The sequence below is a fragment of the Marinobacter sp. CP1 genome, from assembly GCF_001266795.1.
In the GTDB taxonomy this organism is placed as follows: domain Bacteria; phylum Pseudomonadota; class Gammaproteobacteria; order Pseudomonadales; family Oleiphilaceae; genus Marinobacter; species Marinobacter flavimaris.
Genome location: NZ_CP011929.1, coordinates 2,220,862 through 2,235,255, shown reverse-complemented (window position 1 = coordinate 2,235,255; position 14,394 = coordinate 2,220,862). Strand labels below are relative to the sequence as shown.

Sequence of the window (14,394 nt, the reverse complement as noted above, 5' to 3'; positions counted from 1 at the left end):
GAGACAGGGCCAGCAGTAAAATCAGGTAAAACCACGCTGCTTCACCGCCAGAACCGGCTCGCGTCGGTAGAGCGCCAACCACATTCGGAGTTACACTGGCGACACAATTAACCTGTACCAGAGACACCTGATTTGACCGAACTTGTCCGAATTGCGCCCGGGGCGCTGACCATCGGCCGGCCCCTGCCTTGGGACGTCTACGATGCAGACGGCAATATCCTTCTGCGCCAGGGCTATGTAATTCAGACAGATTCCCAGCTGGAACAATTGTTCGAGCGCGGCCGATTCAAACCTCGCAAAATCGAACGCCCTCAGGAAGAAACGTTCGAGGATACGCGGGACAGGAACCCGTTTGCCGATTACCCGGATCTGCTCCATTCCCTAGAAGCAACCCTGAAGGCCATTACCGATTCCGACCCCTCGGCCCAAAAACGGCTGCTCGGCCTGGCCCGGATGATCGAGCGCACCTGCACGGAATCACCCGATGCATCCCTGGCACTGGTTCACCTCTACTCAATCGGCCCGGTCATTCACGAACAGATCCTGTTTTACGCCATTCTTTGCCAGTTTATTGGCCGGCAATTCGGCCTGGAGGAGAAACGAGTAGCTGTACTGACTGCTGCCGCCCTCACTGCCAACCTCGGGCTCGTGCCCATTGCCGACAAGCTGAATGCGTCCAATACAGTGCTGAACGATGAACAGCGCGGCGTCATTCGCAAACACCCCGAACGCAGCATCCAGGCTCTGCAGGCCGCCGGCATCGATAACAAGCTGCTGCTGACCATCATTGCGCAACACCACGAGCAGGCCGACGGCAGCGGCTATCCGAAAGGTCTGAGTGGCACCGAAATACGGCCGGAAGCGGAAATCCTGGCGCTGGCAGAGCGGTATGTGGCCATGATCACCAAACGGGCCTACCGGCAGCGCATGAACGTGGCCGACGCCAGGAAGCTGATTGCCAACCTGGCCGACGGCAAGTTCCGACCGGCCATCCCCAAGGCCCTGCTGCAGATTCTCGGGGAGTATCCGCCCGGCATTCTGGTACGCCTCGACAACAACGAAGTGGGCGTGGTTACCCGCCGGCCGGTGCGGGCCCGGGGGCCGTTCGTGAAAGCCATTTTCGGTCCCCGTGGCAATCGCTACACCGGCACCTTCGAGCGGGACACCAGCGAGCCGGACTTCGGCATCCAGTCCCTGGAAGAGCCGGAAGTCATGCCTTCCATGGACTTCAGCCTGGTCTGGGGCTTCCGCTCCTGACCAACGTCACCATGCTATAAACCCAGTGCTTTTGCATGATGATCAAGGTGATCATCAATGAATGAGGCAATGAAGAAATAGCTGTGATCATAACCCCGGTGCATGCGCAGGTTGATGTGATGGTGGAACTTCTCACAGGCGTCCGCCAGCGCATCCGGGTTCAGCTGGCTGTCCAGAAACTCGTCCGCCGTGCCCTGGTCCACCAGTAGCGGCAACCGCTCCCGAGCGGTGGGAATGAGCAATGTGGCATCCCATTCTTCCCAACTTCGCGGATCGTCTCCAAGATAGCCCTTGAAGGCTTTCCGACCCCAGGGGCACTCGGTTGGGTTGGCGATGGGCGCAAACGCCGACACCGAGGCGTAGCGGCCCGGATTCTTCAGGGCGCAGATCAGAGCGCCGTGGCCGCCCATGGAGTGGCCGCTGACGGAGCGCTTGTCTGTTACCGGCAATTCATTCTCGATCAACTGCGGCAGTTCCTTCACCACATAGTCGTACATCCGGTAATGGGGTGCCCAGGGTTGCTCGGTGGAGTTGATGTAGAAGCCGGCGCCGGAGCCAAAGTCATAACTATCATCCTCACCCGGCAGGTTCACGCCACGGGGGCTGGTGTCAGGACAGACGATCGCCATCCCCAGCTGAGCGGCCCGTTTCTGGGCGCCGGCTTTCTGCATGAAATTCTGGTCGGTGCAGGTCAGCCCCGACAGCCAGTAGAGGACTGGCACCTTCTTCGGGTTGGAGCCCACAGCCACGGGCGGCAGATACACCGCAAATTCCATGTCGCATTCGAGGGTAGCGGAGGTATGCCGGTAGCGGCGGTGCTCGCCTTCGAAACTGACGTTCGTGGATAGGAGTTCCATAGTGTCCTCAATTTTGGGAAAAGTGTGTTTCAGTATTCGGCACTGGCGTGCTTCGGCGGCTCCAGACCAAAGCCGGTGCGAGCCAGCTCGGCCAGGATAGCAGTACGCGTGACAATACCGATCAGTTTGCCGTGATCCACAACAGGGTACACCTTTGGCTTGCCGGCACCGAGGTTCTGGGCGAGATCGACCACCGACATCTCTGCCGAAATCGTGACCGGTTTCCGGAACATGACATCGTCAACGAGCGGGTCGCCCTCCCGATGATAGCCGCTGACCAGCAGAGCATGGATGCAATCCTGCTCGGAGATAAAACCGATCACATGGCGCTGGTCATCAACGACCGGCAGACCAGTTACGTGGTTGTGGAGCAGCGTCTTCACCACTTTGGTGAGCTGCGTGCCGCAACGGACCGGCTCGATGTGGTTCCACATGACATCTGAAACTTTGAGTGAACGCATGGGCAGAATCTCTCTCCTCGGTGAATGGTCGCCATTGTAATGAGCATAGGCAATCACCCCTGAATCCACCACTTTTACCGGGCCATCGGTTTACATGGGAAAATTTCTGACTAAACTCAGCGGGTTATACCCAATCCGGGTCAAAAATCCAAACCAATCCATGGCAGACAGAGGGAGATCCCATGGAAGCTATTTCTGAATTCGTAGGGCAGATAAACGGGCTGGTCTGGGGCCCGCCCATGCTGGTTCTCATTCTCGGCGTCGGCCTGTTTCTTAGCCTCGGGCTCAAGCTGATGCCGGTGCTGAAGTTGGGTGCCGGCTTCCGGCTGATGTGGAAAGGTCGTACCGCCGCGGGCGCTGAATCCGAGGGCGAAATCCCACCGTTCCAGGCGTTGATGACAGCGCTCTCAGCCACCGTAGGCACCGGCAACATCGCCGGGGTTGCCACTGCCGTGTTCCTTGGCGGTCCCGGCGCGCTTTTCTGGATGTGGCTTACGGCCCTGGTGGGCATGGCCACCAAGTATTCCGAGGCGGTCCTGGCGGTGCGTTTCCGTGAGGTCGACGAGCGCGGTGCCCATGTGGGCGGCCCCATGTATTACATCCGCAACGGCCTGGGTCGCAAGTGGGCCTGGCTTGGTGTCCTGTTTGCCGTCTTTGCTGCCATCGCCGGTTTCGGCATCGGTAATACTGTGCAGGCAAATTCGGTTGCCGATGTCATGGAGACCAACTTTGGGCTGCCGCATTGGCTGACCGGCCTGGTTCTTATGGTTCTGGTGGGAATGGTCCTGATCGGCGGTATCCGCAGGATTGGCCATGTCGCGAGCGCCCTGGTTCCGTTGATGGCAGTTTCCTATCTGCTCGCCGGGCTTGTGGTATTGGCTATCAACGCCTCCGACATTCCTGCCGCTTTTGCCCTGGTGATCAACCATGCTTTCAGCCCCATCGCCGCCGAGGGTGGGTTTGCCGGTGCGGCAGTCTGGGCAGCTATACGCTTCGGGGTGGCCCGTGGCATCTTCTCCAATGAAGCCGGCCTGGGCTCCGCGCCCATTGCCCATGCCGCCGCACAAACCCGAAACCCGATCAATCAGGGCATGGTGGCCATGCTCGGCACCTTCATCGATACCATTATCATCTGCACGATTACCGGACTGGTGATTATCACCTCCGGCACCTGGACCTCCGGGGAATCCGGGGCCGCACTGACCTCCATGGCATTCCAGGAGGCGCTGCCCGGCGTTGGCAACTATCTTGTAGCCATTGCCCTCGCGGTTTTTGCGTTCACAACCATTCTGGGCTGGTCGTTCTATGGTGAGCGCTGCATTGAGTTCCTGTTCGGCGTAAAGGCCATCGTGCCGTACCGCATTGCATGGATTCTGGCTATCCCGGTGGGTGCCACCCTGAACCTGGGCTTTGTCTGGCTGGTGGCAGACACCCTGAATGCCATGATGGCATTGCCGAACCTGATTGCCCTGCTGATGCTGAGCCCGATTGTGTTCAAGCTCACCCGTGAGCATTTTGAGAAGGAGAAAGCGCTGGGGGTCTGAGCCCCTTGTAATTGCTTCATCTGGCACCAAGGTTTGTCGTATACACTCAGAACACAACCCGGCCGTTTCAGGGCCGGAATAACAAACGAAATTGTCACTAACATGATCAAAGGAGAGTACACATGACTTTACGTCTCGGAGATACCGCCCCTGATTTTGAACAGGACTCCAGTGAAGGGAAGATTTCGTTTTACGACTGGCTGGGCGACAGCTGGGGCGTGCTGTTCTCGCACCCGGCGGATTTCACCCCGGTCTGCACGACCGAGCTGGGCCTGACCGCCAAACTGAAGGACGAGTTCGCCAAGCGCGGCGTCAAGGCCATCGCACTGAGCGTTGATCCGGTCGATTCCCACCACGAGTGGATCAAGGACATCAATGAAACCCAGGGCTGCGCGGTAAACTTCCCGATCATTGCAGACCATGATCGCAAGGTGTCCCAGCTGTACGACATGATTCACCCGAATGCCGACAGCAGCCTTACCGTGCGCTCGCTGTTTGTGATCGACCCGAACAAGAAGGTTCGCTTGATGATTACCTACCCGGCCAGCACCGGTCGTAACTTCAACGAAGTTCTGCGGGTGATCGATTCGCTGCAGCTGACCGACGAACACAAGGTCGCGACCCCGGGCAATTGGGAGCGTGGTGGCGACGTGGTTATCGTTCCATCCCTTCAGGATGAGGAAGAAATCAAGCAACGCTTTCCGCAAGGCTACAAGGCTGTGAAATCCTACCTTCGGATGACACCAGACCCGAAAGCCAATTGGAGCGGTGACTGATCATCAGCCTTCAATCCAAATAAAAAGGCCGGGCAGCTTAAGCAGCTGTCCGGCCTTTTTTGTGAAAGTGGGGTCAGCTGAACGCTTTCATCTGACCCCAATACTTCAACTATCAGAACGCCGGAACAACGGCACCCTCATACTTTTCCATGATGAAGTCGCGAACCGCATCAGACTTCAGAGCCGCAGCCAGTTTCTGCATAGCCTCGCTGTCCTTGTTGTCCGGACGGGCGACCAGGATGTTCACATAAGGTGACTCGGAGCCCTCGATCACCAGCGCGTCTTCAGACGGGTTCAGACCGGCTTCCAGCGCATAGTTGGTATTGATCAGCGCCAGGTCGACCTGGTTCAGGATACGGGGCAGGGTGGCAGCTTCCAGTTCCTTGAAGTCGAGATCTTTCGGGTTATCGGCGATATCACGGGGTGTTGCAGTGATCTTGCTCTCGTCTTTCAGGGTGATAACGCCGGCCTTCTGCAGGAGCAGCAGCGCACGGCCACCGTTGGTGGGGTCGTTCGGAATGGCAACCACCGCACCTTCTTTCAGCTCGTCCAGCGAATCAATCTTGCTGGAGTAGGCGCCAAACGGCTCAACGTGAACGCCGGTCACAGTTACCAGGTTGGTACCACGGCCTTCATTGAATTCATCCAGGTACGGCTGGTGCTGGAAGAAGTTGGCGTCCATCCGCTTCTGGTCCACCTGGATATTCGGCTGGATGTAATCAGTGAATACCTTCACGTCCAGTTCCACGCCCTGCTCGGCCAGCTGAGGCTTCACGAATTCCAAAATCTCGGCATGAGGCACGGGAGTAGCGGCAACAGAGAGCTCTTCGGCAGCGACGGCGCCGGAGAAAGTAGCTGCGGCAGCCAGTGCTGCGAGTGTTTTCTTCAAATTCATAAATCAATTCTCCTGTTAACAGTTAGAAAAAATCTTGCTGGCTCACCTGAGAAGCCTGGGCCGCTGGCGGGGAAGCCCTTCCGAAAACGTGGAGCGCCAGGGATGGCGCGACCGAGCCCTACAGGGACGTATTTACGGGCGTTTTTCGGAAGGGCTTCCCCGCCAGTGGCTTGCACCAAGGCAAGCCTATTTGCGGCTGAAGTACAGAACCAGACGGTCGCCGACCATCTGCAGCACCTGTACGAAAATAACCAGTAGCGCGACTGTAATGACCATTACGTCGGTCTGGAATCGTTGATAGCCGAAGCGGATCGCCAGATCGCCGAGGCCGCCGCCACCGATTACGCCGGACATGGCCGCGTAGGACACCAGCGTTATTGCAGTTACAGTGATCCCGGCGATGATGCCCGGAAGCGCTTCTGGTAACAGGGCACCGAAGATAATTTGTTTCACGCTGGCGCCCATGGCCTGGGTGGCTTCGATGATGCCTCTGTCCACTTCCCTGAGGGAGGTTTCAACCAAACGGGCGAAGAACGGTGCACCGCCAGCAACCAATGGCGGAATCGCTCCGGCCACGCCCAGGGACGTGCCGATCAGCATTACGGTGAAGGGGATCATGACGATCAGCAGGATGATGAACGGCACGGAACGGAGCACGTTCACCACGAACGACAGCACCGCATAGGCCACCGGCTGTTCCAGCAGCTGGCGTTTGCCGAACAGGAACAAAAGAACGCCGATAGGCAGGCCGATCAGGACGCTGAACAGCAGGGACATACCCACCATGACCAGGGTATCCCAGCTGGCCCAGCCGATTTCACTCCAGTCTACATTGCTCAACAGGTCTTCCATCAGCGCAGCACCTCCACGTGAACGTCGGCGGCCTTGAGCGCCTGCATGGCCACCTCAAGATCACCGCCCACCAGAGACAAGGTCAGCTGGCCGTAGGGTGTATCCTTGATGTGGTCGATTCGGCCGGAAAGAATGCTGAAATCCACGCCGGACTCCCGGGCAACGCTGCCCAGCAGCGGTTTATAGGTGGATTCGCCCTTGAAGGTCAGGCGGAGGATCCGGCCGCTGGCCTTGCTCAGGTCCTCCTGGAGTTCGTCCCGGTCAATGCTTTCGCTCTCGAAGACAAAGTCTCGTGTGGTCGGGTGCTTCGGGTGCAGGAACACCTCGCTGACCGGGCCCATTTCGACCACTTCACCAGCGTCCATCACTGCCACGCGATCGCAGACCCGGCGCACCACGTCCATTTCATGGGTAATCAATACGATGGTCAGGCCCAGCTCACGGTTGATGTCGGCAAGTAGCTTCAGCACCGACTGGGTCGTTTGCGGGTCGAGAGCGCTGGTTGCTTCGTCGCACAGCAGGATCGTGGGCCGGCAGGCCAGGGCGCGGGCAATGCCCACTCGCTGTTTCTGGCCACCAGAAAGCTGCGACGGGTATTTGTTGGCGTGATCGGTAAGGCTCACCCGGGCCAGCAGTTCCTCAACCCGGTCACGGATCTCGGTCTTCGAGTAGATGCCCGCCAGCTTCATGGGGAAGGCAATGTTGTCCGCCACGGTTTTCGACGACAGCAGGTTGAAGTGCTGGAAGATCATTCCCACCTTGCGGCGAAAGGCACGGAGTTCGGCAGCGTCGTAGTCGGTAATGTTCTCGTCGTCGATCAGAATACGACCGCCGGTGGGTGGTTCCAGCAGGTTGATCAGACGCACCAGCGTCGATTTACCGGCGCCGGAATGGCCAACGATGCCGAATACCTCGCCGGTTTCAATGGTCATACCGGTGGGATGAAGCGCGGGGATCGCCCGGCCGCCTACCTGATACGACTTCTGTACCTGGTCAAATACAATCACGGTCAGCGCCTTGTGGGTGCAGCGTTAAAAACTGGCGATTATAGCCCATTCGGTTGGCAAACCCGAATTCCGGAATGATTCTCAGTGTGGGTAGATGTCCCTACACAAACGGTTACCTGACATCCGCCACAGCCCTGAACTAAACTTGGATGTCATAAGAACCTTAATTTCCCTCCGTTTCGAGAGCAGCGCGACCCAGAGATGCCAAAACGTGACCATTGAAAAACAGCCAACGCCCTCACGGATGAACTCTACCCAGGCATGGGTCACTTATCTCAGCAAGGTCGAGCTGCCGGTTCTGGCCAACACTCTCAAGCGTATCAATGAGTTGACTGACAGCCGGAACAGCACGGTTAACGAACTGGCCAATGTCATCCTCAACGATGCCCAGCTCACCTCCCAGGTGCTGAGACTGTCCAACACCGTGTTCTACAACCAGACGCGGACGCAGGTCAGCACGGTCAGCCGGGCCATTACCCTGATCGGCTTCGATGCCGTGAAATCCATGGCCATTTCCTCGCTGATCGTCGATGCGCTCCTGAAACGCAACGACCGCCCGCACCTCCTGCGCTGCCTGGCACGAGCCATTCACGCCGCGGTTCAGGCCCGGTGTCTGATGCCCAAACGGAATGAAACGGCCCTGGAAGAGGTTTTTATCGGGGCCTTGCTGATGAACATCGGCGAGCTGGCGTTCTGGTCCTGCGAGACACAACAGGCGACGGAACTCGAGGAACGACTGCGGCTTGAGGAATCGCCGGTTGAGGCCCAGAAAGCCGTTCTGCACTCAACGTTTACCGAAATCACCCGCGGTCTTGTGGAGGCCTGGTCCCTCGGGCCATTTATCAGGGATGTTGTGTCTCCGGGTCAGGCCAATTCCATGGCTTCTAGCCTGGTGCGGAATTCCGTGGAAATGGCCCGACTGTCGGAACAGGGCTGGAGCGGCCCGGACATGGACAAGGTATTGGAACGCCTCGGCAGGGATATTGGTGAGCCCCCTGCGGTGGTTCGCGACCAGCTCAAGGTGAACGCATCGGAGGCCACCCGCGTGGCCGTTTCCCTGGGCATTCCGCAAGTCACTGCCATGATGCCGGGCGCCGAGGGCAAATCTGGCGACACCGGCGCAAGGGCGCCGGACATGGATGCGGAGCTGCAGCTGGAAATCCTGCGCGAATTAAGCCATTGCCTCGCCGAGAAACCGGATATCAACGAAGTCTGTCAGCTGGTAATTGAAGGCATACACCGGGCTATTGGTATGCAGCGAGTCGCCCTGTTGATGAGTGACCGCACCGGCAATGAACTGGTGCCCAGAAAACTCGGCGGCCGTGGCACCGAGGAATGGCGCGAACATTTCGTGATTCCCAAGGACGGCACCGGGCCACTGGGCCCGCTTCTGCCTCATGCCCATTGCAGCATCTACGAACCAAAACCAAACGCCGAAGGCGTGGCGTATGATCGCTGGCTGGGCAAAGTGCCGGCGTTGATTGGCCCGATCAAGGCAAATGGACGGCTGATCGGTCTGTTCTATGCCGACAATGCAGCCGATGCTTACCTGCCCTCAAAAGAGCAGCTATCAGCGTTCGGCCACTTTATTCAGAACGCGCAGCTGTGCCTGACCTTACTCTCTACCCATTAGCATTGACTCAGAGCTCGTAGAGCCTGGTGACGGGCAAGGCCTTTGAGGGAGCCCTGAACATATTCCGCGGCAAGAATCTCTACGCGTTCGAGTGCTTTTTTCTTCGTTCATGACACCTCTTCAACGCCATGAGTCCCCTTCGGATCCAGCTCTTCACCGTGCCTACCGGCGAGTTCAGGGTTTCCGACAACTCATCGTGAGTGAAGCCCCGGTAATAGGCGAGCAGGATGCTGTCCCGCTGCACATCACTGAGTTCTTCCAGGCAGCCTGGCGGAAGTTGCGCTTATGCCGAAAAGATTTTTCCAACGACTGAAACTTTTCAACGGGCCCACTCGTTCCTTCCTCCGACGCACCCAAACACAAAGAGGAAAGCGACATGAAAACAATTCTGAAACGGTCCAGCCTCGCTATCGCCGTGGCCGGAACCTGCCTCGCCACCGGCCTGGCCCAGGCTTCGAGTCACCGTGAAGCGCCCTTCATCACCGAAATCCCCAAGGTCGACGGCACTGACTTTTATATGTTCCGGAGCTACGAAAGTGGCAGAAGCGACTTCGTAACCCTGATTGCCAATTACCTGCCACTGCAGGATGCCTATGGCGGTCCCAATTATTTTGATCTGGATGACGACGCCATCTATGAAATTCACGTCGACAACGACGGCGATGCCGTTGAGGACCTGACGTTCCGTTTCCAGCTGGAAGACAACCTGAACGACATTCAGTTGCCGGTCGGGCCGGATGGCGACCAGCGGATGGTATCTGTGCCCCTCAAAAACATTGGCGATGCAAGTGACGGGGCCAACGTTCAATTGCGACAAACCTACACAGTGGATGTCATTTCCGGGGATCGTCGCACCGGTTCCGTGCAGGCAGCCACCAACGTGAACACCGGTACCGAAGTCTTTGACAAACCCCTGGATAACATCGGTGCAAAGTCCTTTGGTGATTACGCCGGCTACGCCAGCCAGCACGTGTTTAACATCGCCATTCCCGGCTGCGGAACCAACGGTCGGGTATTTGTCGGGCAGCGCCAGGAGGCGTTTGCGGTGAACCTGGGTGAAATCTTCGACCTGGTTAACACCAACCCGCTTGGCCCCCGGAATGGTGAAGGCCCCGGTGATCTGGCTGACAAGAACGTCACCTCCTTTGCCCTTGAGGTGCCTACCGATTGCCTGACCGGCACCGCCATGAACTCCAACGGCCAGCCCGTAATCGGTGCCTGGACTACAGCGAGCGTCCGGCAGGCACGTATCATCAACCCTGCTCCCAGCACCGCAGGCCGGGGCGCAACCGTTGAAGGTGGTGCCTATACCCAGGTTTCGCGTCTGGGCATGCCACTGGTAAATGAGGTGGTTATCGGGCTCAAGGACAAAGACCGTTTCAACGCCAGTGAACCAAAAGATGATGGGCAGTTCGCCACCTATGTCACACACCCGACACTGCCGGAGCTTCTGGAAGTGCTGTTCCCCGTAACTGCACCGAACAACTTCCCGCGCAACGATCTTGTCACGGCATTCCTCACCGGCGTACCGGGAGTCAACATGCCTGAGGGCGTAACTGCCTCCGAAATGTTGCGACTGACGCCCGCCGTTGCACCAACGCCGCTGAACAGCCAGAACGATCTCGGTGTTCTGGCGGGTGACAACGCCGGCTTCCCGAATGGCCGTCGGCCCTACGATGACACCGTCGACATTGCGCTTCGCGTCGCCATGGGTGTACTGGCAGACCCCGCCGATGCGCCTGATGGCAGCCTCGAGTACACCGACGGCGTCCAGCTGGCAGCGGATCCTACCAGCCTGCCCGCAGACTATGAGTCGTTCCCTTACCTGGCGACACCCATCGCCGGTTCACCCAACGAATAACCGGGAGGTAGCCATGAGGTCCCTCACAAAACTTACGGCCGTCTGCGCGATTGCGTTATTGATGGCAGGTTGCTTCGACGGCTCCAACAGCCGATCGGAAAGGCCGGCTGTGACCGTCGACTTTACAACGTTTGTTAAAACCCAGTTCGCCCGGACAAGCGACGACGCCCAGCCGGCGAACGTCAACGGCATCGACCTGAGTTTCAATGACCAGAATAATCCACAGGCATTCGATGACCTGCTTCAATAACACTCCACTTGGCCGGTTTCCCCGTTGTTTCGGGCCGGCCTTATCCTTGCCTGCCCTTCGGGGCAGGATTTTTTGGTTGATCGCGATTTTCGCGCCCTGCCAGATACACGCCGCCCCGGATCCCATCATCACGGAGTTCAATGACAATGAAATACTGACCGAGTTACCCGGCGCCGCTAACGAGCTCTTACGGGAGACGGATTCCCCCGAAGTGGTTGGGGACCGTCTGCAAATGCTGATCACACAGGCCAGGGCCAGTGGTGATCCGAGATACATGGGGTACGCCCAGACATTGATTAACCGCTGGCCGGACGAGCAGCTGACCGACCGGCTGCGAGTGCTCCGGGCAACCCTGCGCCAGAGCCTGCATCAATTTGATTCCGCCCGCGCCGATCTTGAACAGGTACTTTCAAGCTCTTCGGACAATCAACAGCGTATCCAGGCTCGCCTGACCCTTGCCAATCTCGAGCTGGTTCAAGGTCGTTACACCGAGGCCGGGCGGAATTGTCAGGCACTTCAGTCGGACTATCCCGGCCTGATAGCGAAGAGCTGCCTGGCTTCCGTGCAGGCGAGGACAGCCGACCCTCAAAAAGCCTACCGGAATCTTGCGCAACAACTCGCCGAGGCGACAGGCCGCCAGCCTGCTGATTCCACCAGTCGACTCTGGACCGAAGGCACACTTGGCGATATCGCGGCCCAGGCAGGCCTGCCCGAAGCCGAACTGCATTGGCGAAGGGTTCTGCAGGCATCTCCGAGCGACCTGTATATCCGAGCCCAACTTGCCGACTGGCACCTTGAGCAGGACCAGTTCGAGCGCGTTTTGACACTCACCCTGGGATTCGAGGCCGTTGACACACTGGCCGTGATTCGGGCCATCGCCATGAAACGCTCCGGCCACCCGGGCAGTGACGAACTGATCGGTCGTTTACGGCAACGATTTGAAGAGGCCCGGTGGCGAGGCACTTTACTGCACGCCAGAGATGTTGCCCGTTTCCTGCTGGATGTAGAGAACCAGCCGCACGATGCCCTGAGACTGGCGATCGAAAACTGGGAGAGTCAGAGGGAGCCCCTGGACACCCGGCTTTCGCTCAGAGCTGCTCTGGCTTCAGGTGACAGGGCCCAGCATCAAAGAGTGAGCGAATGGCTCAGTCAGCAGGGTCAGATCGATGCCCGCTATCCGGAGTTCAAACAATGAGGATAACAATAAGAATCTGGCTCGCCTTGACCACAATAGCGCTGATGTCAGCCAGTGGGATGGCAGCAGCACACAAAGCAAGCGACAGCTTTCTTTACCTGAACAGCGGTCCGACGGAACTTCGAATGGATGTTGCACTACGGGACCTCGCGCTGCTCGTGAGCATTGATAGCAACGGAGATAACGAAATATCCGGTCAGGAACTGCGACAGGCAAGACCAGAAATTACGCGGACCATCGAATCCGCGCTCACCTTTTCGAACAGCAGTGGCAACTGCGGTCTGGCCGGTAAGACTTGGGGTATCAGCGAGCACAGTGACGGATTCTATTCCGCTGCCCGTTACGCTATCCAGTGCCCCGATGGTGAGCCGCCGAGAGCGCTTGAGTACAACCTACTGTTTGAACAGGATGCACTGCATCGGGGCCTGGTGAGCCTTGACCATGATGGGCAGAAACGTCTGACCGTACTGGGGCCCGATTCCCGAACGCTGGATCTGACAGGCACGGACACCCCGGGCTATTTCGGTGTGTTTACCACCTTCGTTTACGAGGGCGTTATCCACCTACTTATCGGCCTGGACCACATCCTGTTTCTGCTGGTTCTGGTCATTCCGGCAACGCTGTCCACTGCCAAAAACCAGGCATCCAGCGGCCAGTCACGAGCCTTGCGGGGCCGTCTGCTTGAACTGGCCGGCATTATCACGGCCTTTACCTTGGCGCACTCCATCACGCTGGCGCTGGCCGCCCTCGATATCGTTTCACTCCCCATCGCATGGGTGGAAACGGTTATCGCGCTTTCCATTGGCTTGGCAGCATTGAACGTGGCCTGGCCGATTCTCGGGCACAAAACCTGGAAGCTCGCGTTCGGATTCGGTCTGGTGCACGGTTTTGGCTTCGCCAGTGTTCTGGGCGATCTCACCAGTGGCGTATCCGGGCTGGCGGTGGCGCTGGCAGGTTTCAACCTCGGTGTGGAACTCGGTCAACTGGCGCTGCTGGTCGTGGGATTCCCGGTGCTGTATTACCTGGGTAAAAATCGGATGTATCAAAAGGGCGCCGTGCCAGTGATGCTGGCCGGCATAGGTGCTATCAGCCTGTTCTGGGTTGTCCAGCGCGCGCCCCTGTCCTGAGCGCGCACCGGATGACCTTAATGCAGGGCCCGCATCTGACGCGGATAAAGTGCGGCGCTGACTTCCGGCTCTTCCAGCAGGTCGGCCAGCTCGCGGTCTACGTTAGTCTCTTCACCTTCTTCCGGCAACGGCTCGAACAGGGTGCTCAGCCAGGAGGCTACGGAGGGTGCTTCGTCCCGTTTGTAATCGGTGGACAGCGCCTTGATCCGGCGGAAGCCGATGATGCGCTGGTGTTTGGGATCCCGAATCTGTTCAAAACCCCGCCAGTAGACGTGATCCCTGGTGTGCAGTTGCACGAACAGGGTGTCGATGGGGCCGTCTGAATCGTCGGCACCCTCGGCTTCTTCCTCAATGGCTTCCGGGGCCGCTTCGGCTTCCACTTCGGGTTTCTTGTGACGGATGGTGGTCCAGGCCGGGTACAGCACGGCCACGGCATCCGCTTCAACATGCTCGCGGGCGGCGCGGAGGATCAACCCCCAGCGGGCCTTGTCGGCATCGGTTTCAAGGGAATTGATGGGCAAGTCATAGCTTTGTTCGCTGGACAGGACGATGGCCATCATGGGGGCGTCTAACTCCCCCATGGCCTCGGCCTGTGCTACTGATACCAGTTCGTCGATTGCCATCGGTTGGTTCATAATACGCTCGCCTCCTCGATGCCATCAGGGTCGTTCAGGAAGAA

General features: G+C 58.4%; 15 protein-coding genes. 8 read left to right on the top strand and 7 right to left on the bottom strand.

The genetic code is table 11. The features are described from left to right. The first annotated feature begins 132 nt into the window (after positions 1–132). A complete protein-coding gene (locus ACP86_RS10305) occupies positions 133–1,257 on the top strand; it encodes an HD-GYP domain-containing protein (RefSeq protein WP_053113611.1) in 1,125 nt (374 codons plus the stop codon). A 14-nt stretch (positions 1,258–1,271) separates the two neighbouring features. On the opposite strand, the gene fghA is transcribed toward ACP86_RS10305, so the two are convergent. Continuing rightward, entirely contained in the window at positions 1,272–2,114 is an 843-nt protein-coding gene (fghA, locus tag ACP86_RS10300; RefSeq protein WP_053113609.1) for an S-formylglutathione hydrolase, read from the bottom strand. A 29-nt stretch (positions 2,115–2,143) separates the two neighbouring features. Next, positions 2,144–2,575 carry a CBS domain-containing protein gene (locus tag ACP86_RS10295; protein ID WP_041645917.1) on the bottom strand — a complete coding sequence of 144 codons (432 nt, stop codon included), beginning with the start codon at positions 2,573–2,575 and terminating at the stop codon, positions 2,144–2,146. Between the two features lie 182 nt (positions 2,576–2,757). Here ACP86_RS10295 and ACP86_RS10290 point away from each other — a divergent pair, with 182 nt between their 5' ends. Both ACP86_RS10290 and ACP86_RS10285 read left to right on the top strand, forming a co-directional pair. Continuing rightward, entirely contained in the window at positions 2,758–4,119 is a 1,362-nt protein-coding gene (locus ACP86_RS10290) for an alanine/glycine:cation symporter family protein (protein ID WP_053113607.1), read from the top strand. Positions 4,120–4,241: 122 nt separating this feature from the next. After that, on the top strand, positions 4,242–4,895 hold the full coding sequence (locus ACP86_RS10285) for a peroxiredoxin (protein ID WP_053113605.1): 654 nt from the start codon (positions 4,242–4,244) through the stop codon (positions 4,893–4,895). Between the two features lie 112 nt (positions 4,896–5,007). Here the strand turns inward: ACP86_RS10285 and ACP86_RS10280 are convergent, their stop codons facing one another. From ACP86_RS10280 to ACP86_RS10270, 3 genes are all read right to left on the bottom strand, one after another. Continuing rightward, entirely contained in the window at positions 5,008–5,790 is a 783-nt protein-coding gene (locus ACP86_RS10280; RefSeq protein ID WP_053113603.1) for a MetQ/NlpA family ABC transporter substrate-binding protein, read from the bottom strand. A 186-nt stretch (positions 5,791–5,976) separates the two neighbouring features. Then, positions 5,977–6,642, bottom strand: a complete 666-nt coding sequence (locus ACP86_RS10275) for a methionine ABC transporter permease (protein ID WP_053113601.1) — start codon at positions 6,640–6,642, stop codon at positions 5,977–5,979. Further along, on the bottom strand, positions 6,642–7,649 hold the full coding sequence (locus tag ACP86_RS10270; RefSeq protein WP_053113598.1) for a methionine ABC transporter ATP-binding protein: 1,008 nt from the start codon (positions 7,647–7,649) through the stop codon (positions 6,642–6,644). The genes ACP86_RS10275 and ACP86_RS10270 overlap by 1 nt, the downstream gene beginning before the upstream one ends. A 211-nt stretch (positions 7,650–7,860) precedes the next feature. Here ACP86_RS10270 and ACP86_RS10265 point away from each other — a divergent pair, with 211 nt between their 5' ends. After that, positions 7,861–9,282, top strand: a complete 1,422-nt coding sequence (locus tag ACP86_RS10265; RefSeq protein ID WP_053113596.1) for an HDOD domain-containing protein — start codon at positions 7,861–7,863, stop codon at positions 9,280–9,282. A gap of 79 nt (positions 9,283–9,361) precedes the next feature. On the opposite strand, the gene ACP86_RS22095 is transcribed toward ACP86_RS10265, so the two are convergent. Then, positions 9,362–9,544: a sigma factor-like helix-turn-helix DNA-binding protein gene (locus ACP86_RS22095; protein WP_227507877.1), complete on the bottom strand. Its 183-nt coding sequence runs from the start codon at positions 9,542–9,544 to the stop codon at positions 9,362–9,364. Between the two features lie 114 nt (positions 9,545–9,658). Here ACP86_RS22095 and ACP86_RS10260 point away from each other — a divergent pair, with 114 nt between their 5' ends. From ACP86_RS10260 to ACP86_RS10245, 4 genes are all read left to right on the top strand, one after another. Continuing rightward, positions 9,659–11,143, top strand: coding sequence for a DUF4331 domain-containing protein (locus ACP86_RS10260; RefSeq protein ID WP_053113594.1), 1,485 nt, complete (start codon positions 9,659–9,661; stop codon positions 11,141–11,143). A gap of 13 nt (positions 11,144–11,156) precedes the next feature. Beyond that, complete coding sequence (locus ACP86_RS10255) at positions 11,157–11,393, top strand: hypothetical protein (RefSeq protein WP_053113592.1); 237 nt, start codon at positions 11,157–11,159, stop codon at positions 11,391–11,393. Between the two features lie 76 nt (positions 11,394–11,469). Then, entirely contained in the window at positions 11,470–12,588 is a 1,119-nt protein-coding gene (locus ACP86_RS10250) for a tetratricopeptide repeat protein (protein ID WP_053113591.1), read from the top strand. Between the two features lie 125 nt (positions 12,589–12,713). Next, positions 12,714–13,715 (top strand): HupE/UreJ family protein, encoded by a 1,002-nt coding sequence (locus ACP86_RS10245; protein ID WP_227507864.1) that lies wholly within the window; start codon positions 12,714–12,716, stop codon positions 13,713–13,715. Positions 13,716–13,732: 17 nt separating this feature from the next. Here the strand turns inward: ACP86_RS10245 and ACP86_RS10240 are convergent, their stop codons facing one another. Then, positions 13,733–14,350, bottom strand: a complete 618-nt coding sequence (locus ACP86_RS10240; RefSeq protein ID WP_053113587.1) for a hypothetical protein — start codon at positions 14,348–14,350, stop codon at positions 13,733–13,735. Positions 14,351–14,394: the final 44 nt, after the last annotated feature.